The 19,503-nt window shown below is 76.3% G+C and carries 16 protein-coding genes; 14 read left to right on the plus strand and 2 right to left on the minus strand.

What is annotated here, in order from left to right; all coding sequences use genetic code 11:
• Window positions 1-61 precede the first annotated feature (61 nt).
• Window positions 62-1,375: a thiamine-phosphate kinase gene (locus EPD83_RS21005; RefSeq protein ID WP_128367192.1), complete on the plus strand. Its 1,314-nt coding sequence runs from the start codon at window positions 62-64 to the stop codon at window positions 1,373-1,375.
• A 460-nt stretch (window positions 1,376-1,835) separates the two neighbouring features.
• Here the strand turns inward: EPD83_RS21005 and rpmB are convergent, their stop codons facing one another.
• The gene (gene rpmB, locus EPD83_RS17150; protein WP_128367191.1) at window positions 1,836-2,030 is read right to left on the minus strand and encodes a 50S ribosomal protein L28; all 195 of its coding nucleotides are present in this window, start codon (window positions 2,028-2,030) and stop codon (window positions 1,836-1,838) included.
• 148 nt (window positions 2,031-2,178) lie between these two features.
• Between rpmB and EPD83_RS17155 the strand changes: the two genes are divergently transcribed.
• The 10 genes from EPD83_RS17155 (at window position 2,179) to EPD83_RS17205 (ending at window position 13,006) form a co-directional block, all read left to right on the plus strand.
• Entirely contained in the window at window positions 2,179-3,852 is a 1,674-nt protein-coding gene (locus EPD83_RS17155) for a DAK2 domain-containing protein (RefSeq protein ID WP_128367190.1), read from the plus strand.
• A 1-nt stretch (window position 3,853) separates the two neighbouring features.
• Window positions 3,854-6,028 (plus strand): ATP-dependent DNA helicase RecG, encoded by a 2,175-nt coding sequence (locus EPD83_RS17160; RefSeq protein ID WP_165566918.1) that lies wholly within the window; start codon window positions 3,854-3,856, stop codon window positions 6,026-6,028.
• On the plus strand, window positions 6,025-7,317 hold the full coding sequence (gene rsmD / locus EPD83_RS21010; protein WP_322095802.1) for a 16S rRNA (guanine(966)-N(2))-methyltransferase RsmD: 1,293 nt from the start codon (window positions 6,025-6,027) through the stop codon (window positions 7,315-7,317). The genes EPD83_RS17160 and rsmD overlap by 4 nt, the downstream gene beginning before the upstream one ends.
• 32 nt (window positions 7,318-7,349) lie before the next feature.
• A complete protein-coding gene (gene coaD, locus EPD83_RS17175) occupies window positions 7,350-7,856 on the plus strand; it encodes a pantetheine-phosphate adenylyltransferase (protein ID WP_128366406.1) in 507 nt (168 codons plus the stop codon).
• On the plus strand, window positions 7,843-9,972 hold the full coding sequence (locus tag EPD83_RS17180; protein ID WP_128366405.1) for an acyltransferase family protein: 2,130 nt from the start codon (window positions 7,843-7,845) through the stop codon (window positions 9,970-9,972). Before coaD ends, EPD83_RS17180 begins: the two co-directional genes overlap by 14 nt.
• Before the next feature lie 131 nt (window positions 9,973-10,103).
• Window positions 10,104-10,682, plus strand: a complete 579-nt coding sequence (locus EPD83_RS17185; RefSeq protein WP_128366404.1) for a YceD family protein — start codon at window positions 10,104-10,106, stop codon at window positions 10,680-10,682.
• Between the two features lies 1 nt (window position 10,683).
• Window positions 10,684-10,878 (plus strand): 50S ribosomal protein L32, encoded by a 195-nt coding sequence (rpmF, locus tag EPD83_RS17190; RefSeq protein ID WP_128366403.1) that lies wholly within the window; start codon window positions 10,684-10,686, stop codon window positions 10,876-10,878.
• Between the two features lie 13 nt (window positions 10,879-10,891).
• Window positions 10,892-11,680, plus strand: a complete 789-nt coding sequence (gene rnc, locus EPD83_RS17195) for a ribonuclease III (protein WP_128366402.1) — start codon at window positions 10,892-10,894, stop codon at window positions 11,678-11,680.
• The gene (mutM, locus tag EPD83_RS17200) at window positions 11,673-12,536 is read left to right on the plus strand and encodes a bifunctional DNA-formamidopyrimidine glycosylase/DNA-(apurinic or apyrimidinic site) lyase (RefSeq protein ID WP_128366401.1); all 864 of its coding nucleotides are present in this window, start codon (window positions 11,673-11,675) and stop codon (window positions 12,534-12,536) included. The genes rnc and mutM overlap by 8 nt, the downstream gene beginning before the upstream one ends.
• Before the next feature lie 53 nt (window positions 12,537-12,589).
• Entirely contained in the window at window positions 12,590-13,006 is a 417-nt protein-coding gene (locus EPD83_RS17205; RefSeq protein WP_128366400.1) for a CBS domain-containing protein, read from the plus strand.
• Window positions 13,007-13,052: 46 nt separating this feature from the next.
• Here the strand turns inward: EPD83_RS17205 and EPD83_RS17210 are convergent, their stop codons facing one another.
• Window positions 13,053-14,984: an acyltransferase family protein gene (locus tag EPD83_RS17210; RefSeq protein ID WP_165566919.1), complete on the minus strand. Its 1,932-nt coding sequence runs from the start codon at window positions 14,982-14,984 to the stop codon at window positions 13,053-13,055.
• 206 nt (window positions 14,985-15,190) lie between these two features.
• Here EPD83_RS17210 and EPD83_RS17215 point away from each other — a divergent pair, with 206 nt between their 5' ends.
• The 3 genes from EPD83_RS17215 to smc all read left to right on the plus strand — a co-directional run.
• Entirely contained in the window at window positions 15,191-15,484 is a 294-nt protein-coding gene (locus tag EPD83_RS17215; RefSeq protein WP_128368301.1) for an acylphosphatase, read from the plus strand.
• A gap of 627 nt (window positions 15,485-16,111) precedes the next feature.
• The gene (locus tag EPD83_RS20790) at window positions 16,112-16,405 is read left to right on the plus strand and encodes a chorismate mutase (protein WP_128368300.1); all 294 of its coding nucleotides are present in this window, start codon (window positions 16,112-16,114) and stop codon (window positions 16,403-16,405) included.
• Window positions 16,406-16,882: 477 nt separating this feature from the next.
• The coding region (smc, locus tag EPD83_RS17225; RefSeq protein ID WP_165566920.1) for a chromosome segregation protein SMC at window positions 16,883-19,503 on the plus strand (2,621 nt) is incomplete at its 3' end.

Below are 19,503 nucleotides of genomic sequence, written 5' to 3' on the forward strand. Positions count from 1 at the left end.
CGGGGACGCGGCAGACGCTACCGTGCCGGTGGTCCGCACGTCACCGCAGGGAGGAGGGCCCGTGCAGCGCCTCCGCGACCTCACCGAGGCCGAGCTCCTGGCCCGCGTCCTGCCCGTCTACGGGGGCTTGCCGGCCGACCCGCGGGCCGTCCCCGTGGGCCCCGGGGACGACGCCGCCGTCCTCGCCGCGCCGTCCGGCTCGGTGGTGGCGACGACCGACGGCATGGTCGCCGTCCGCGACTGGCGTGACGAGTGGTCCACCGGGTACGACGTGGGCGTCAAGCTCGCCGCGCAGAACCTCGCGGACGTCGCCGCCATGGGCGCCCGGCCCACCGGGCTGCTCGTCTCGCTCGTCGCCGACCCCGCGACACCGGTGGAGTGGGCGGTCGACCTCGCCCGTGGGCTCGCCGCCACGGCGGCCGAGGCCGGGGCGCCGGTCGTCGGCGGTGACGTGTCGTCGGCACCGGAGGGGGTGCTCGTCGTCACCGCGACGGCGCTCGGCGACCTCGACGGGCGCGCGCCGGTGCTGCGCTCGGGTGCCCGGCCGGGCGACGTCGTCGCGGTGTGCGGGTCGCTCGGGCGTTCGGGGGCAGGGCTGGCGCTGCTGCTCGGCGGTGCGGCTCCTCCCGGCGCCCGGGGAGCCGGCGGACCGGGGGAGGCCGGGGGAGCCGGCGGACCGGGGGAGGTCGGGGGAGCCGGTGCCTCCGGCGGACGGGGCGGAGTGGGAGAAGCCGACGGACCGGGCGGAGACGGCGGACCGGGCGGAGTGGGAGGAGCCGACGGACCGGGCGGAGTGGGAGGAGCCGACGGACCGGGCGGAGACGGTGGACCGGGCGGGGCCGGGGAAACAGGTGCCTACGGCGGACCGGACGGGGCCGGTGGACCGGGGGTGGTCGGCGGATCGGGAGGCGCGGGCCGACCCAGGGGAGAACAAGCATCCGGCGAACCGGGGGAGGCGCTCGTCCGCTACCACCTGGCGCCCCGGCCGCCGTGGGAGGCCGGGCCGGTCGCCGCGCGGGCCGGCGCGCACGCGCTCGTCGACGTCTCCGACGGGCTCGTCACCGACGTCGGTCGGGTGGCACGGGCCAGCGGCGTGGTCGTCGACCTCGACGGAACGGTGCTGCGGGAGCGGTTCGCCGCGGGCGACATCGCCGACGCCCTGGGTCCGGACGAGGCGCTGCGCCAGGTGCTCGCCGGCGGAGAGGAGCACTCGCTCGTCGGCTGCTTCCCGGCCGGGACCGACCTGGGCTCGCTCGCGGGGCAGGCGTGGGTCGTCATCGGCACGGTGGGCGACATCGGCACGGACGGCCCGCGGGTCACCGTCGACGGCGCCGTCCCGGACGCGCCCGGCTGGGACCACTTCGCCGGCTCCTGACCCCGCCCGCCCCCAGCTTTCTCGCCTGATCCCGGAACCTTCGGGTTCGCCGGGGTTCCGTTCTTGGGCGAACCTGAAACTTGCGGGATCAGGCGAGAAAGTTCGACGCACCCCCCGCACCCCCGCCCGCCCGGCCCCGACCCCGTGTTTGCGCCGGCCCACCGGGGGTCCCCCGACCCCGCGCTCGCCCCTACGTTCCTCGCCTGATCCCGGAACCTTCGGGTTCGCCGGGGTTCCGTTCCTGGGCGAACCTGAAGGTTCCGGGATCAGGCGAGAAAGTTGGACCACGCACGCCCGCATCCCCGCACGTTCGACGCACGCCCCACATGCCCGCACGCACGCCCCACGTCCCCGAACCCCCGCACCCTCGGCTGGCTGCCCGGGTGGGTGGTGGGTCGGAGACGCGGAAAGGGCGGCCCCCCGAGGGGAGCCGCCCGTTCTCGGGTGGGTCAGGCGGGGGTCAGCGGGTGACCTTGCCGGCCTTCAGGCACGAGGTGCAGACGTTGAGCCGCTTCGGGGTGACGCCCGCGGCGCCCACCTTGGCCTTGACGCGCTGGATGTTCGGGTTCCAGCGGCGCTTGGTGCGGCGGTGCGAGTGCGAGATGTTGTGCCCGAAACCGGGGCCCTTGCCGCAGACGTCGCAGGTGGCAGCCACGGGTGATCTCCTGTGCAGTACGGGTGATGATGGTCTGTGGGGCGCAGCGCGCCGGCGCCCACGCAACCGGTCCAGAGTAGCCGAGGCACGCCCGGCGGTCCAAAACGGCGGCGCCACGCCCGACACCGGTCGACGTTAGCCTGAGCGCGTGCCCGACGTGTTGACCGCCGACGACGCCCGGCACTGGGCCCTCCTCACCCGGGCCGCCCTGGCCGCCCGCCGCGCCGAGATCGACGAGCTCAACGTCTTCCCCGTGCCCGACGGCGACACCGGCACCAACCTCTACCTCACCCTCGACGGCGCCATCGAGGACGCGACGGCCACGCTCGAGGCCGACGGGGTCCGCGGGACCGCCGACCTGGTCCGCGAGTGCGAGACGTTGCGCCGGGCGGTCCTCATGTCCGCGCGCGGCAACTCCGGCGTCATCCTCAGCCAGGTGCTCGGCGGCCTGTGCGACGTCGTCGTCGAGCGCGAGGCGCAGCAGGTGGACGTCGCGCTGCTCGCGGAGTGCCTGGAGCGTGGCGCCGCCAAGGCCCGCCGCAGCGTCGCGCACCCGCAGGAGGGGACGATCCTCACCGTCGCCGACGCCGCGGCCGGCGCCGCCCGACGGGCCGCCGACGCGGGGGGTGCCCTCGCCGACGTGAGCGCCGCGGCCGTTGCCGCCGCCCAGGAGGCACTGGCCCGCACCCCCGAGCAGCTGCCCGCCCTGGCGCGGGCCGGGGTCGTCGACGCCGGGGGAGCCGGCTGCGTGCTGCTGCTGGAGTCTCTGCACCGGGTCGTCACCGGCGACTGGACCGTCACCGGCGACGCCCTGCTCACGACCGTCCCCGCCCGCGAGCGCGACGAGTGGCGTCCCGCCGCCCCCGACCCCGACCCCGCACCGGCGGACGCCCCCGACGAGAGCGAGCCCGCCGACGGGCCGGCCTTCGAGGTGATGTACCTGCTCCGCGACACCACCCCAGAGGCCGTCGATACCCTGCGGACCACCCTCGACGGCCTGGGCGACTCCCTCCTCGTCGTCGGCGGACCCGACCTGTGGAACGTCCACGTGCACGTCGACGACGCGGGCGCCGCCGTCGAGGCCGGCATCGCCGCCGGACGCCCCGAGCGGGTGCGGGTCACCCACCTCGCCACCCAGGTGGCCGCGCGCGAGCAGGTGCTGCCGCTCGGCGTCGTCGCCGGGGCCGCGGGGCCGGGCGTCGCGGCCCTGCTGGAGCAGGCCGGGGCGGTGCCCGTGCCGTTCGGCCCGGGCCGGCGCCCGTCCGCGACCCAGCTCCTCGACGCCGCCCGCCGCACCGGCCGCCCGTCCGTGGTCCTCCTGCCCGCCGACCCCGACGGCCTCATGACCGCCGAGGTCGCCGCCCGCGCCGCCGCCGACGAGGGGCTCGAGGTGCACGTCGTCCCCGCCCGCGCCACCGTCCAGGCCCTCGCCGCGCTCGCCGTCCTCGACCCGGCCCGCACCGTCCACGCCAACGTCGTCGCCATGACCGGTGCCGCGGTCTCCACCCGTCACGGCGCGGTGACCGTGGCGACGAAGGAGGCGCTGACCTGGGCCGGGGTCTGCCACCCGGGCGACGTCCTCGGCATCGTCGACGGCGACGTCGCGCTGCTCGGCACCGACCCGGCCGACGTCGCCCGCGAGGTGCTGCACCGGCTGCTGTCGGCCGGCGGCGAGCTCGTGACCCTGCTCGTCGGGGCCGACGCCGACACCGCGCTCGCCGACCGGGTGGCCGACCTCCTCGGCCGGGAGCGCCCGGAGGTCGAGGTCGTCGTCATCGACGGCGGCCAGCCCGTCTACCCGCTGCTCGTCGGGGTGGAGTGACGTGGCGACCGAGTCCAGCCGGCTGCGGCCGATCATCGCCACGGCCGCCCAGAAGTTCGAGAAGCACCGGGACATCCGCACCGTCGGGGACCTCCTGGCGTTCTGGCCGCGCCGCTACCGCACCCGCGAGGCCGACCTCGGCGCCGTGACCCCCGGCGAGTTCCTCGTCGGCGTCGCCGAGGTGCGGTCCGCGAGCACCCGGCCGATGCAGAAGCGGCGCGGCACCATCCTCGAGGTCGTCATCACCGACGGCCGGCACGACCTCGACGTCACCTTCTTCCGCCCCTACCCGCACGCCAAGGTCCTCGTCCCCGGCGCCCGCGGCATCTTCGCCGGGACCGTCAGCAGCTACCGCCACCGCCTCCAGCTCGCCCACCCCGGCTACACGATGCTCGACGACTTCGACGCCGGGGAGCGCAAGGCCCTGATCCCCATCTACCGCCCCGTCGGGCCGCTGCACACGTGGACGGTCACCGAGAGCGTGCGGCGGGTGCTCGACGTCCTCGACGACGTGCCCGACGCCCTGCCGGACGAGGTGCGCGAGCGCCGGCGGCTGGTCACCCGGACCGACGCCCTGCGCGGCATCCACGGCCCCGACACCCTGGACGAGGTCGAGCGGGCGCGGCGGCGGCTGCGCTACGAGGAGGCGTTCGTCCTCCAGACCACCCTGGCCATGCGGCGCCGGGCCGCCTCCGGCCAGGTGACCCGGGCCCGCCCGGCTCGCGAGGGTGGCCTGCTCGACGCCTTCGACGACCGGCTCCCGTTCGCGCTCACCGGCGGGCAGCGCGAGGTCGGCGCCACCGTCGCCGACGAGCTCGGCCGGGAGACGCCGATGCACCGGCTGCTCCAGGGCGAGGTCGGCTCGGGCAAGACCGTCGTCGCGCTGCGGGCCATGCTGCAGGCCGTCGACGCCGGCGGCCAGGCGGCCCTGCTCGCGCCCACCGAGGTGCTCGCGGCGCAGCACCACCGGACCATCACCCGGATGCTCGGCGACCTCGCCGAGGGCGGGATGCTGGGTGGCGCCGACCAGGGGACCCGGGTCGTCCTGCTCACCGGCAGCCAGTCCGCCGCCGAGCGCAAGCGCTCGCTGCTCGACGCCGCGTCCGGCGACGCGGGCATCGTCGTCGGCACCCACGCCCTGCTCCAGGAGCACGTCCAGTTCGCCGACCTCGCGCTCGTCGTCGTCGACGAGCAGCACCGCTTCGGGGTCGAGCAGCGCGACGCCCTGCGCGGCAAGGGCACCACCCCGCCGCACGTCCTCGTCATGACGGCGACGCCCATCCCGCGCACCGTGGCGATGACCGTCTTCGGCGACCTCGAGACCTCCACCCTGCGCGAGCTGCCGGCCGGCCGGGCTCCGATCACGACGCACGTCGTCCCCGAGGACAAGCCGGGGTGGATGGCCCGCACCTGGGCCCGGGTCGCCGAAGAGGTCGCGGGCGGCCGGCAGGTGTACGTCGTCTGCCCGCGGATCGGGGAGGACGACGTTCCCGACGACGACACCGTCGTCCCCGCGGAGCCGGGCGAGGACGGGACCGACGGCGAGGGCGCCGCCCCGCCGCGGCCGCTGAAGAGCGTGACGGCCGTCGAGGCGCAGCTGGCCGAGGAGCCCGCCCTGGCCGGCCTCACCGTCGAGGTGCTGCACGGCCGGATGCCTCCGGAGGCCAAGGACACCGTCATGGCGCGCTTCCAGCGGGGCGAGACCGACGTCCTCGTCTCCACCACCGTCGTCGAGGTCGGGGTCGACGTGCCGAACGCGTCCGTCATGGTGGTCATGGACGCCGACCGCTTCGGGGTCTCCCAGCTGCACCAGCTGCGCGGGCGCATCGGCCGCGGGGGCTTCCCCGGCCTCTGCCTGCTCGTCACCGGCTCGGACGCCGAGCCCGCGCGGGTCCGGCTCGAGGCCGTCGCCGCGACGACCGACGGCTTCGAGCTCGCCCGCCTCGACCTCTCCCAGCGGCGCGAGGGTGACATCCTCGGGGCCGCGCAGCACGGCCGCCGCACCCAGCTGGAGTTCCTCCACATCCTCGAGCACGAGGACGTCGTCGAGGCCGCCCGCGAGGACGCCTTCGCGATCGTCGACGCGGACCCGGGGCTCGACCACCACCCGCTCCTCGCCGCCGCGGTCCAGGCCCGGGTCGACGCCGAGCAGGCCGCCTACCTGGAGCGCGGGTGACCCGCGTCGTCGCCGGGGTCGCGGGCGGGCGGACCCTGCGGACGCCACCGGGGTCGGGCACCCGGCCGACGAGCGAGCGGGTGCGCGAGGCGCTGTTCTCGGCCCTCGACGCCCGTGACGCCGTCGCGGGCGCGCGGGTCCTCGACCTGTACGCCGGGTCCGGCGCGCTCGGCCTGGAGGCGCTCTCGCGCGGGGCGCGCTCGGTCGTGCTCGTCGAGTCCGACCGGCGCGCCGCGGCCGTCGTCACCGCCAACGTCCGCACGCTCGGGCTGCCGGGCGCGCGGGTCGTGGCCGCACCGGTCGCGGCCGTCCTCGCCCCGGACCCCGGCCCCGACGACCCCGCCGACCTCGTCCTGCTCGACCCGCCCTACGACGTCGGCGAGGAGATGCTCGCCGCGGTGCTGCGGCGCCTGGCGGCCGGCTGGGCCGCGCCGGGGGCGCTCGTCGTCGTCGAGCGGTCCTCCCGCTCGCCGGAGCCCGCCTGGCCGGGCGGCCTCGAGCGGACGGGCCGGCCCCGCCGCTACGGCGAGACCACGCTCTGGCTGGCCGAGGTGTCCGCCGACCACGCCCGGCCCGCCGACGGCCCCGCGCAGACCCCGGCCGCCGGACCTTCGACGGGTGCTCCGGACCCGGACGGCCTGCGTGACAGGATGACCGGCATGAGCGACCACGACATCCCGAGGCTCGGCGACGGCGACGTCCTCGAGCTCATCCTGGACGACCACCGCCGCTTCGAGGACCTCCTGCGCGAGTGCCGGCGCACCGACACCGACCGCTCCTCCGCGCGGCAGGCGCTGGCCGAGGTGCTCGTCGCGCACGCCGAGGCCGAGGAGGAGGAGGTCTACCCGACGCTGCGGGCGCAGGCCGACGACATCAGCGACCACGAGGCGGAGCACGGCGAGGAGGAGCACGCCGAGATCCACGAGAAGCTGCTCGCCTTCCTCCGGGTCGAGGACACGACCGGCGAGGACTACGACGAGGCGCTCGAGGACCTCGCGACGGTGGTCAACCACCACTCCAACGAGGAGGAGCAGACCATCCTCAACCCGGCCCGCGAGGACGTGGCGGTGGCCGACCGCGAGCGGCTCGGCGCCGCCTGGACCGCCCGCCGCAACCAGCTGCTCGACGAGGGCTGCGCGTCCGTCGACCAGGTCGCGGCGATCCTCACCGCCGCCGTCGACGAGGGCACGCTCGCGCCGGAGGACGCCCGCGAGGAGGCCGAGAAGATCAAGGAGACGGCCGACGAGCTGGCCGAGGAGGTCGAGGACGGCGCCAAGAAGGGCGGCTGAGCGGCGCAGGTCGCCTTGCTAGGTTGACGCGCGTGAGCGACGCCGCGCGCCGGGCCGTGTGCCCCGGCTCCTACGACCCCGTGACCCACGGGCACCTCGACATCGTCGTCCGCGCCGCGGCCCTGTACGACGAGGTCGTCGTCGCGGTGCTGCACAACCCGGCCAAGCAGGGCGTCTTCGCCGTGGCCGAGCGGGTCGCGCTCGTCGAGTCCGCGGTGGCCGCCGCCGGGCTCGAGGACACCGTCTCGGTGCAGGCCTTCGCGGACCGGTTGCTCGTCGACGTGTGCCGCGAGGTCGGGGCGGCCGCCGTCGTCAAGGGCCTGCGCGGCGGCACCGACCTCGACTACGAGCTGCCGATGGCGCTGATGAACCGCCACCTCACCGGCGTCGAGACGGTGTTCCTGCCCGGCGAGCCCTCGCTCTCGCACGTCTCCAGCTCGCTGGTCAAGGAGGTCGTCCGCTACGGCGGCGACGTCACCGGGCTCGTCCCCGACGAGGTCCGCGACGCCCTGCTCGCGAGGCTGCGTGACGACCACTGAGGCACGGCCGGCGGCCCGGCGGGTGCACGACGGCCGTCGCCAGCGTCCCGGGTTCCGGCCGGACATCGAGGGCCTGCGCGCCGTCGCCGTCCTCGCGGTCCTCACCTACCACGCGGGGCTGCCCGTGGCCGCCGGCTTCGTCGGCGTCGACGTCTTCTTCGTCATCTCCGGCTTCCTCATCACCTCGCTGCTGCTCGTCGAGCTCGCCCGCACCGGGACGATCTCGTGGGTCCGCTTCCTCGGGCGCCGGGTCCGCCGCCTGCTGCCGGCGGCCGTGCTCGTCCTCGCCGTCGTCTCGCTCTGGTCCTTCCTCGTCGTCCCGGGGGAGCGGCGCCAGTCCATCGCGCACGACGTCATGGCGTCCGCCACGTACGTCGTCAACTGGGTGCTCGCGGGCCGGGAGGTCGACTACCTGGCGTCCGACGCGCGCCCCTCGCCCGTGCAGCACTACTGGTCGCTCTCGGTGGAGGAGCAGTTCTACCTCGTCTGGCCGCTGCTGCTGCTCGCCGTCGCCGTGCTCGCGCGCCGGCTCGGCCGGCGCCCGGACCGGCGCACGGTCGCGGTCGTCCTCGGCGTGCTCGTCCTCGCGTCCTTCGCCTGGTCGGTCTACGCCTCGCACGTCTCGCCCGCCGCCTCGTTCTTCACGACGACGACGCGGGTCTGGGAGCTCGGGGTCGGGGCGCTGCTCGCCGTCTGGGTGACCGGCCGCGACCATCCCGGCCGCCCGCCGTGGTGGACGGCCGTGCTCGGCTGGCTCGGGCTGGTCGCCGTCGTCGTCGTCGCGGTCCGGCTGCCGACCGGCATCGAGTGGCCGAGCGCCTGGGCGCTGCTGCCGACGCTGCCGACCGCTCTCGTCATCTGGGCCGGCTGGCACGGCTCGCGGTGGGGACCGGTGCGGCTGCTCGGCACCCGGCCGATGGTGTGGCTCGGCGGCATGTCCTACTCGGTGTACCTGTGGCACTGGCCGGTCCTCGTCCTCGGCGGGTGGACCTACGAGTACCTCGTCGGCGAGCCCATGCCGACCTGGGTCCGGCTCTCCGTCGCGCTGGCCTCGCTCTGGCCGGCCTGGATCTCCTGGCGGTACGTCGAGGGACCCATCCACCACGGCACCTTCCTGCGCGGGCGCCCGCGGGTGCTGGTGGCCTCCGGGCTGCTGCTCTCGCTCGTCGGGGTGGCGGTCGCCCTCCCGCTGCTGCCCCTGCGCTCGCCGTTCGTCACCTCGCCCGAGGACGGCGCGAGGCCGTCGGTCGACCGGCTCGGCGCCGCGACCGTCGTGCGCGGCCGGGCCGTCGCCGACGAGGTCGACCCCGGCTGGGTGACCCCCGACCCGCTGCTCGCCGGCAAGGACCGCCCGGACGCCGACGTCGACCGCTGCCAGGTGCCGCACGCGGCCACCGACCCGGTCGAGTGCGTCTTCGGCGACCCCTCCGGGGCGACGACGGTGGCGCTCGTCGGCGACTCCAAGGCCATGCAGTGGCTGCCCGCCCTCCAGCAGCGCGCCGACGACGAGGGCTGGCGGGTCGTCACCTACGGCAAGTCCGCCTGCGCCTTCGCCGACGCCCCGGCCACCGAGGGCGGGCGCGCCTACCCCGAGTGCGACGCCTGGAACGCCGCCGTCGTCGACCGGCTCCGGGCCGACCCGCCGGACGTCGTCGTCACCTCCGGGGTGGCCCGCGGCGCCTGGGACGGGCGCGGCGCCGACGAGGGGATGCTGGCCGCCGGGTACGCCCGGACCTGGTCGGCGCTCGCCGACGCCGACGTGCCCGTCGTCGTCGTCGGGGACAGCCCGGCCTCGCCCGACGACCTCGACGTGTGCGCGGCCTGGCACCCCGACGAGCTCGAGCAGTGCACCTTCCCCGCCGGCCCGGCCGTCGCGGACAGCGGCCTGCCCGTGCAGCGCGAGGCCATCGACCTCGTCGACAGCGACCGGGTGCGACTGCTCGACCTCACCCCGTGGATCTGCCCCGGCGGCGAGTGCCCCGTCGTCATCGGGCACGTCGCGGTCCACCGGGCCGGCGACCACGTGACCGCCACCTATGCCCGCACCCTGGCCCCGCGCTTCGTCGCGGCCCTCGGCGACGCCCGCCCGGCGCCGCCGGAGAACGGCGGCGGCTGAGGTCGCACCGGCCGCACGGGCCGCTCACCTGCGGCTCGGTTTGGGAGGGAGGGACCCGTGCCGGTAACGTTGTCCCTCGGTCTGCGTCCGTGCGGCGCGACCCGTCCCGGATCCGACCTTTCGTGAAAGCCATGTCCCGACTCGACCCCCGTTCCCCGCTCGTGCTCGACACGAAGCTCGTGGGACGTCGGCCGGGGTCGATGCACGAGCTGGAGCGGGAGGCCGGCGCGCCGGACGACCTGGGCACCGACGTCCTCGCGGTCCCGGAGGGCAGCCCCCTCCGGCTCGACCTGCGGATGGAGTCGGTGCTCGAGGGCGTCCTGGTCACCGGGCGGGTCCGTGGCACGGCGACCGGCGCGTGCGTCCGGTGCCTGGACCCGGTGACCGTCGAGGTCGACGGGAGCTTCCAGGAGCTGTTCGTCCACGCCGACCGCCACGACCACCACCGCGAGGTGGGGGACGAGGACGCCGACGAGGAGCGCCTGGTCGAGGACGGTCTCATCGACCTCGACCCGGTGGTCCGGGACACGGTGGTGCCCGCACTGCCGTTCCAGCCGGTCTGCCGGCCGGACTGCCCCGGCCTGTGCTCCGTGTGCGGCCAGCCGCTCGCGGAGGACCCGGAGCACGAGCACGACGAGATCGACCCCCGATGGGCGGCCCTCTCGGCCCTGGCCGAGAACCCGCCGACGACGACAGAGAAGAGGACCTGACGTGGCCGTTCCGAAGCGGAAGATGTCCCGTTCCAACACCCGCTCGCGCCGCGCCAACTGGAAGGCGACCGCGGTCGTCACCACGACCTGCCCGCAGTGCAAGTCGCCCACCCAGCCGCACATGGCGTGCCCGTCGTGCGGTGCCTACAAGGGGCGCCACTACGGCGTCGCCGAGCGCACCGAGCACCAGGGCTGACCCGGGCCCACCGATGGGCAAGGGGTCGGCTTCGCCTGACGATCTGCAACCCCTGCGTCCCGTCACCGAGCTCGGCGACCTCCTCGAGGGGGTCACCGGCGTCGCGGTCGACGAGGCGCTGCTCCGTCGTGCCCTGACGCACCGCTCCTACGCCTACGAGATGGGCGGGCTGCCGCACAACGAGCGGCTGGAGTTCCTCGGCGACTCCGTCCTCGGCCTCGTCGTCACGACGACGCTCTACGAGACCAACCCCGACGAGAGCGAGGGGCAGCTGGCCAAGCTGCGCGCCGCCGTCGTCAACATGCGCGCGCTGGCCGACGTCGGGCGCACCCTCGGCCTCGGCGACCACGTCTTCCTCGGCCGGGGCGAGGAGAGCACCGGTGGCCGCGACAAGGACTCGATCCTCGCCGACACCGTCGAGGCCGTCATCGGTGCCGTCTACTCCGCCTCCGGCATCGAGGCCGCGGGCGAGCTCGTGCACCACCTCGTCGACCCGCTGCTCGCCCAGTCCGCGACGCTCGGCGCCGGCCTGGACTGGAAGACGAGCCTCCAGGAGATCAGCTCCAGGCACGGCCTCGGCTCGCCCGAGTACAGCGTCGCCGAGGACGGCCCCGAGCACGCGAAGTCCTTCGAGGCCGAGGTCGCCGTGGGCGGGCGGGTCCTCGGGCGCGGCACCGGGCGCACGAAGAAGGTCGCCGAGCAGGAGGCCGCGGCGCACGCCTGGGCGGCCATCCGCGAGGCCCACGAGGGGGCGGTGTCCACCGCGGAGCGGCCGTTGGGGGACGGCACGAGGGGTGCCTGAGCTCCCCGAGGTCGAGGTCGTCCGCCGCGGCCTCGCCGACCACGTCGAGGGACGCGTCATCGAGAGCGTCCAGCTGCGCGGGCACCGGGTGGCCCGCCGGCACCTCGCCGGTCCGGACGACCTCGCCGCGCGCCTCACCGGCCGCCGGGTCGTCGCCGTCCGGCGTCGCGGCAAGTACCTGTGGTGGGACCTCGGGGACGATCTCGGGCTGCTGCTGCACCTGGGGATGAGCGGCCAGCTGCTCGTCGAGGAGGCCGCCGCCCCGGACGAGACCCACCTGCACGCCCGCGTCCGCTTCGCCGGCGGTGACCCCGAGCTGCGCTTCGTCGACCAGCGCACCTTCGGCGGACTGGCCCTGTCGGCCCTCGGCCCGGACGGCATCCCCGCGACCATCGCCCACATCGCCCCGGACCCGTTCGAGCCCGCCTTCGACGCCGCCGCCGCCGTCCGCCGGGTCAAGGCCAAGGACAGCGCGATCAAGCGGGTCCTGCTGGACCAGACCGTCGTCTCCGGGATCGGCAACATCTACGCCGACGAGGCCCTGTGGCGGGCCGGGGTGCACGGCGAGCGGCCCGCATCGGCGCTGAGCAAGCCGCGGATCGCCGCCGTCCTGGACGCCGCCACGGAGGTGATGGGGGAGGCCCTCGGCCAGGGCGGGACGAGCTTCGACGCGCTCTACGTCAACGTCAACGGCGCCTCGGGGTACTTCGACCGCTCGCTCGCCGCCTACGGCCAGGCCGGCCGTCCGTGCCCGCGCTGCGGCACCCCGATCCGCCGCGAGCAGTTCATGAACCGCAGCTCCTTCTCCTGCCCGCGCTGCCAGCCACGACCCCGCCGCCGGGTCGCGCTGCGGTGACCACCGTGGCGCGCTCCGGGCCGCGACCGGGGTCGGGGGCCCATGATGGGGACATGACCCCGACGCGGCCCCGCACCGTCGCCGACGTCATGCTCAGCACCCCGAAGACCCACGGCCCCGACGCGACGGCCGGCGACCTGCGCGCCCTCTTCCGCGACGACCACGTGCACGTCGCCCTCGTCGTCGACGCCGGGCGGCTGCTCGCCGTCGTCGACCGCGACGACGTTTGCACGGCCCCGGACGACACGCCGGCGGCCGCGTGCGGCGCCGGGGCGGAGCGGTCGGTGACGCCCGGCGAGGACGTCGAGGTGCTGCGGCGGCGGATGCGCGAGCAGGGCTCACGCCGGTACGCGGTGGTCGACGAGGACGGCATGCTCCTCGGGCTGCTCTGCCTCAAGCGCTCCGGGCGCGGGTTCTGCTCGGACGCCGACGTCGCCGACCGGGCCGCCGAGCGCCGCTGCGCCGGCTGAGGGGGTCCGCCCCGGCCTCGCCCGGGTGGTGTCGGGCGCCGGCGGCTCAGGGCAGGCGGATGAGCTCGAGCTTCACGGCCTTGCCCGTCCGGCGGGTCGACAGCTCCGCGAACGCGTCGCGCACGACGCGCGTGTAGAGGTGCGCGCCCTCGATGCTCGGGTGGATGTCGTCGGACTGGAGCATGCCGCTGGTCCCGTCCAGGGCCTTGTCCCAGTCGGCGACGACGACGTTGTCGTACCCCCGCACCGCCTCGAGCAGCTGCTCGTTGTCCTGCTCGGCGCGGGCGTAGCGGCCGTGCACGGTGACGACGACGACCATCCGGTCCGGGCCGATCTCGCGCAGGGTGCGCCGCAGGGCCGGCGCGTCGGTGCCGAAGTTGGTCCCGAAGGCGAGGACGACCGCGCGGCGCAGGCCCGTGCCGCGGGCGGCGACGAGTCCGGGGGCCTCGCTCCAGCGCCGGTTGGACCGGGCGTCGAGCCGGATCCCGTCGAGCCAGTACTCCAGCGCGTCGCTGGCCCCGACGAGCATCGAGTCGCCGAAGCCGTCGATCTCGCGCCCCTTCGGCATCGACCAGTCGGCGGTGCCGGTGGGCGCCGCCGTCCGTTGCGCGGCCGGTGCGGCGGGTGCGGCCGGGGCGGCCGGGGCCTCGGCCGCGGCGCGGGAGCGCAGCGCGGCCTCCTGCGCCGCCAGCGAGGTCTCGGTGGCGGTCCGGTCCGGGGCGGTGACGAGGACGACGGGGACGGCGACGGCGACGACGGCCACCACCGCCCAGACCACCCGCGCGCGCCGGGTGCCGGCGGTCCGCAGCCGCCGGGTGAGGGCGGCGAAGGCGCCGCCCACCCCGAGGGTGCGGACGGGGGTCTCGACGAAGCGGTAGGACAGGTCGGCCGCGGCGAGGGTGACGAGCACCGCCCAGAGCCGGGAGAGCACGTAGTCACCGCTGCCGGGGGCGAAGGGCAGGTCCCGCCCGACGACGAGCACGACGGGCCAGTGCCACAGGTAGATGCCGTAGCTGCGGGTCCCGAGCCAGCGGGCGAGCGGGACCTCGAGGAGGGCCCGCAGCCGGCCCGGGCGCTCGACGAGGACGAGGACGAGGACCGTCGTCGCGAGCGAGGCGAGGAGGATGCCGCCGCGGAAGGTCCAGGCCGACCGCTCGTCGGCGACGGCGAACAGCGCGAGGAGGGTCAGCAGGGCCGCGCCGCCCACGCCGCGGCGGTGCCGGTCCCAGAGGGCGGGCCGGGCGAGCCGGCCGTCGGGGGTCGTCAGGGCCAGGGCGAGCGCGCTGCCGAGCATGAGGCCGACGGCGTGGGTGTCGGTGCCGTAGTAGACGCGGGTGGGGTACTCCGGGTCGAGGCGCAGGGCCATGAGGCCGGCCGAGAGCACGGCGAGGCCGAGGGCGACCCCGCCGCGGGCGGCGGGGGTGCGCACGGCCCGGACGAGGAGCAGGAGGGCCAGCGGCCACACGAGGTAGAACTGCTCCTCGACGGCGAGCGACCACAGCGGGGCCAGCAGGGTGGGCGAGGTGTGCGCGAAGTAGTCGGTGCCGGCGGCGACCTCGACCCAGTTGGTCGTGAAGGTCAGCGCGCCGAGGACCTGCCGCCCGATGCCGACGAGCAGGTCGGGGTCGGACAGCCGCGCCAGGAGCACCGCGGCCGGCACGACGAGCAGCAGCGGCGGCAGCAGGCGACGCACCCGCCGCCGCCAGAACGCGGGGAGGTCGACCCGGCCGGTCTCGGCGCGCTCGCGCAGCAGGAGGGTCGTGATGACGAAGCCGGAGACGACGAGGAAGACGTCGACGCCGAGGAAACCGCCGGGCAGCCACTGCGGGTCGAGGTGGAAGACGACGACGGCGACGACCGCGAGCCCGCGCAGCCCGTCGAGGCCGGGGAGACGACGTGGGGAGGATGCGGGCGCGTCCGGGCCCGGGCGTCGCGCGGTGGCGACGCCACCTGCGGCCCGCGGGCCGTGCGGCTCCATGGTGCAACCGTAGTGACGGGTGGTGACGGTGGGGTGGAGGCGCGCGGGCGCGGCCGGGGTCGTTCCGGCGTTCGGTTCCGGCACGTCTCGATGATCAGGGCGCCACCGGGGAGGGCCCCGATGCGCAGCCCGATGACGACGTCGGCCACCCCCGGCCGGCCGACGGTCACCCACCTGATGGCCGGGTGGACCTAGGCTGACCGGCGATGTCCACCGACCCGCTCCGCGTCACCGTCCACGTCCGCGGCCGCGTCCAGGGCGTCGGGTTCCGCTGGTGGACCCGCTCCCGGGCCCTGGAGCTCGGGCTCGCCGGCTGGGCCCGCAACACCTCCGACGGCCGGGTCGAGGTCGTCGCCGAGGGGCCGCGAGCGTCGCTCGAGCGGCTCGTCGCGCTGCTGGCCGTTCACCCCGCGCCGGAGGGACGTCCCGGAGAGGTGACGTCGGCGTCCGAGCCGCGCTGGTCCGAGGCCGCGGGGGAGACCGGCTTCCGCGAGCGCTGACCGCCCCCTCCCGCCGACGGGCGGCGCCGTTCGACGACCGACAGTCGCGAAGGACCCCGTGGCCCGGGACCGGAGGGCGGGCGCCCGTGGACCGGAGGCCGGGCCGGGGGGTCAGCGACCGTGGCTTGTGACTCGTGGCCCGGGCGTCGGGGCTCGGGGCCGCGGACCGAAGGCGGGGGCCGTGCATGGGGTGGCAGGGGCCGTCGGCTCGTAATTCGCGGGTCGTGGACCGGACGGCGGGTGCCCGTGGACCGCGGACCAAGGGCCGGGGACCGCGGACCGGACGGCGGGTACCCGTGGACCGGAGGCCGGGCGCCCGTGGACCGGAAGCCGGAAGCCGGAAGCCGGGGGCCGGGGGGCCGTCGACCGCGGACGGAGGCCGGAGGCCGGTGGCCGGGGGGCCGTGGACCGGGGGCTGCTGGCCGTTGATGAAGGACGGGAACCGGAGCAGGGGCCATGGACCGGAGGCCCAGGGTCCGGAGCCGGGGGGCCGTCGACCGTGGAGCGTGGCTGCCGGTTCGCAGCTCGCGGGTTGTGGACCGGGGGCTCGGGCGCGTGGACCAAGGGCCGGGGACCGTGGACCGGACGGCGGGTGCCCTAGAACGGCGGCGTTCCTACGATGACCGGGTGAGCGACATCCCCCCGGACCTGGCTCGGCTGCGGGCGAGCATCGACAACATCGACGCCGCCCTCGTCCACCTGCTCGCGGAGCGGTTCAAGTGCACGCAGGCGGTCGGCGAGCTCAAGGCCCGCTCCGGGCTGCCGGCCGCCGACCCTTCGCGGGAGGAGCGCCAGGTCACCCGGCTGCGGGCGCTCGCCCACGAGTCCGGGCTCGACCCCCAGTTCGCCGAGGCCTTCCTCAACTTCATCATCGCCGAGGTCATCCACCACCACGAGCGCCTCGCCCACGGCGACTCCTGACCCCCCGTCCCGACTTTCCCGCCCCATCCGGCGTGCCCGGGGTTCGCCGGGGAAGACCGGGTACGCGAACCCCCGCTTTTCCGGATGGGGCGGGAAAGTCGGGGTTGGCAAGGGAAGGCCGGGTGCGCGAACCTCCGCTTTCCCGGATGGGGCGGGAAAGTCGGGGTTGGCAAGGGAAGGCCGGGTGCGCGAACCCCCGCTTTCCCGGATGGGGCGGGAAAGTCGGGGTTGGCAAGGGAAGGCCGGGTGCGCGAACCCCCGCTTTCCCGGATGGGGCGGGAAAGTCGGGGCGACGGGGGGAGTCACAGGGGTACCAGGGGTGACGGCAGCCCCAGGGGTCTCACGCACCACGGGAGTGGCGGCGGCGTCCCGGGCGGGTCCGTGCCCCGCGGGTAGCATCGCCCGCGTCCCGACCGGGCCGGGACCGCACCCCCGCAGCCCGGCCGCCACCGCACCCGAGAGACGACGACCCGCCGCATGTTCCTCAAGACGCTGACCCTCAAGGGGTTCAAGTCCTTCGCCTCGGCGACGACGATGCGCCTCGAGCCCGGCATCACGTGCGTCGTCGGCCCGAACGGCTCCGGCAAGTCCAACGTCGTCGACGCCCTCGCCTGGGTCATGGGCGAGCAGGGGGCCAAGAGCCTGCGCGGCGGCAAGATGGAGGACGTCATCTTCGCCGGGACCTCGGGCCGCCCGCCGCTCGGCCGGGCCGAGGTCAGCCTCACCATCGACAACTCCGACGGCGCGCTGCCCATCGACTACACCGAGGTGACGATCACCCGGACGATGTTCCGCGGCGGCGGCTCGGAGTACGCGATCAACGGCACCGGCTGCCGGCTGCTCGACGTCCAGGAGCTGCTCAGCGACTCCGGGCTCGGGCGCGAGATGCACGTCATCGTCGGGCAGGGCCAGCTCGACACCGTGCTGCGCGCCACCCCCGAGGAGCGCCGCGGGTTCATCGAGGAGGCCGCGGGCGTCCTCAAGCACCGGCGCCGCAAGGAGCGCACGCTGCGCAAGCTGGACCAGATGGAGGGCAACCTCACCCGCGTCCAGGACCTCACCGGCGAGATCCGCCGCCAGCTCGGCCCGCTCGGCCGGCAGGCCGAGGCCGCGCGCCGGGCCGCCGTCGTCCAGACCGAGGCCCGCGACGCACGCCTGCGGCTGCTCGCCGACGACCTGGCCTCCCTCACCGCCGTCGTCGAGCAGGAGGTCGCCGACGAGACCGCGCTGCTGGAGCGACGCCGCGCGGTCGAGGAGTCGGTCGGGTCCGCCCGCGCCCGGCTGGCCGAGGTCGAGCAGGCCGCCGCCGAGGCCGCCCCCGAGCTCGGCCGCAGCCAGGAGCGCGTCGTCCGCCTCCAGAGCCTGCGCGACCGGCTGGAGTCGACCGGCTCGGTCGCCGCCGAGCGGGTCCGCCTGCTCTCCCAGGACGAGGTGCACGAGACGACGAGCGGCCGCGACCCCGACGAGCTGCGCGCCCAGGCCGCCCAGGCCCGCGAGGCCGAGGCACTGCTCCAGGCCGAGATCGCCGAGACGACCGAGGCCCTGCAGCAGGCCGTCGCCGCCCGCGAGGAGGCCGAGGTCGCGTCCGCCGCGGAGCAGCAGCGCCTGGCCCGGCTGGCCCGGGCCGCGGCCGACCGGCGCGAGGGCCTGGCGAAGCTGAACGGCCAGGTCGGGGGCCGCCGCAGCCGGATCGAGGCCGGCGAGGCCGAGGTCGGCCGGCTGCGCACCGTCGCCTCAGAGGCCCGCCAGCGCGCCGCCGACTCCGAGCGCGAGTTCGCCGGGCTCGAGGGCGGCATCGCCGACGACGAGGAGGGCGAGGAGGGGCTGGACACGACCTTCGAGGCCGCCGCCGAGCGGCTGGCCGAGGTCGAGGCCGAGATCGTCTCGCTGCAGGGCCAGGAGCGCGACGCCGAGCGGGACCGCGCGTCGGCCCAGGCCCGGCTCGGGGCGCTGGAGATGAGCCTGCGCCGCAAGGACGGCGCCGCGACGCTGCTCGAGGCCGCCGACGAGGCGCACGGGGTCATCGGTGCCGTCTCCTCCCTGCTGCACGTCACCGGCGGTCACGAGGCCGCGGTCGCCGCGGCGCTCGGCTGGGCCTCGGAGGCGCTCGCGGTCGGCAGCGCCGGGTCGGCCGCCGCCGCGCTGGCGACCCTGCGCGAGACCGACGGGGGGCGCGCGGCCCTGCTCGTCGGCGAGACCGCCGCGCCGTCACAGCCGCAGGACTGGCCGGCCCTGGACGAGGACGCCGTGTGGGCGCGGGACGTCGTGCAGGCGCCCGCGGAGGTGGCCCCGGCCGTCGAGCAGCTGCTGGAGCGGGTGGCCCTGGTCCCCACGAGCGAGCACGCCCTGGCCCTCGTGGCCCGCCACCCGGGCGTCACCGCGGTGACCGCCGACGGCGACGTGTTCGGTCCCGGCTGGGCCCGCGGCGGGAGCAGCGCGGGGGAGTCCCTGCTCGAGGTGCAGGCCGCGGTCGAGGAGACCCGGGCCGCGCTGGACCAGGCCTCGGCCCGCCTGGAGCGCTCGCGGTTCGCGCTGTCCGCGGCCCAGGAGCGGGAGCAGGGCCTGCGCGGCGACGTCGACGACGCGCTGGAGGCCCTGCACGAGTCCGACGCCCGGATGGCGGCCGTCGCCGAGCGGCTGGGCTCCCTCGGCGCCGCCGTCCGCACGGCCTCCGCCGAGGCCGAGCGGGCCGAGCGGGCCATCGCCCAGGCCGAGGAGCGGCTGGAGGCCGACCGGACCGAGCTCGCCGCGCTCGCCGAGCGGCTGGAGCAGGCCGAGGCCGAGCCCGCCGAGGACCACGCCGAGCCCGCCACCGACGACCGCGACCGCCTGGAGCTCGAGGCGAGCCGGGCCCGCACCGCCGAGACCGAGGTCCGCCTGGCCCTGCGCACGACGGAGGAGCGGGCCCGCTCGCTCGCCGGCCGGGCCGACTCGCTCGAGGGCGCCGCGCGCAACGAGATCGCCGCCCGCGAGCGGCTGCGCGAGCGGCAGGAGCGGCGCCGCCGGGAGGCCGCGGTCGCCGCCGCCGTCCACGAGGCCGCGACCTACGCCGTCCACCGGGTGTCCGACGCGCTGGCCCGGGCCGCCGTCCTGCGCGA

Source organism: Phycicoccus flavus, from assembly GCF_004025965.2.
Lineage (GTDB): Bacteria > Actinomycetota > Actinomycetes > Actinomycetales > Dermatophilaceae > Phycicoccus > Phycicoccus flavus.

Coding starts and splice junctions, on each gene's coding strand:
- EPD83_RS17215 (WP_128368301.1), top strand. CDS start 15,191: ATGTCCACCGACCCGCTCCGCGTCACCGTCCACGTCCGCGGCCGCGTC.
- EPD83_RS17205 (WP_128366400.1), top strand. CDS start 12,590: ATGACCCCGACGCGGCCCCGCACCGTCGCCGACGTCATGCTCAGCACC.
- EPD83_RS17185 (WP_128366404.1), top strand. CDS start 10,104: ATGTCCCGACTCGACCCCCGTTCCCCGCTCGTGCTCGACACGAAGCTC.
- EPD83_RS17210 (WP_165566919.1), bottom strand. CDS start 14,984: ATGGAGCCGCACGGCCCGCGGGCCGCAGGTGGCGTCGCCACCGCGCGA.
- rnc (WP_128366402.1), top strand. CDS start 10,892: ATGGGCAAGGGGTCGGCTTCGCCTGACGATCTGCAACCCCTGCGTCCC.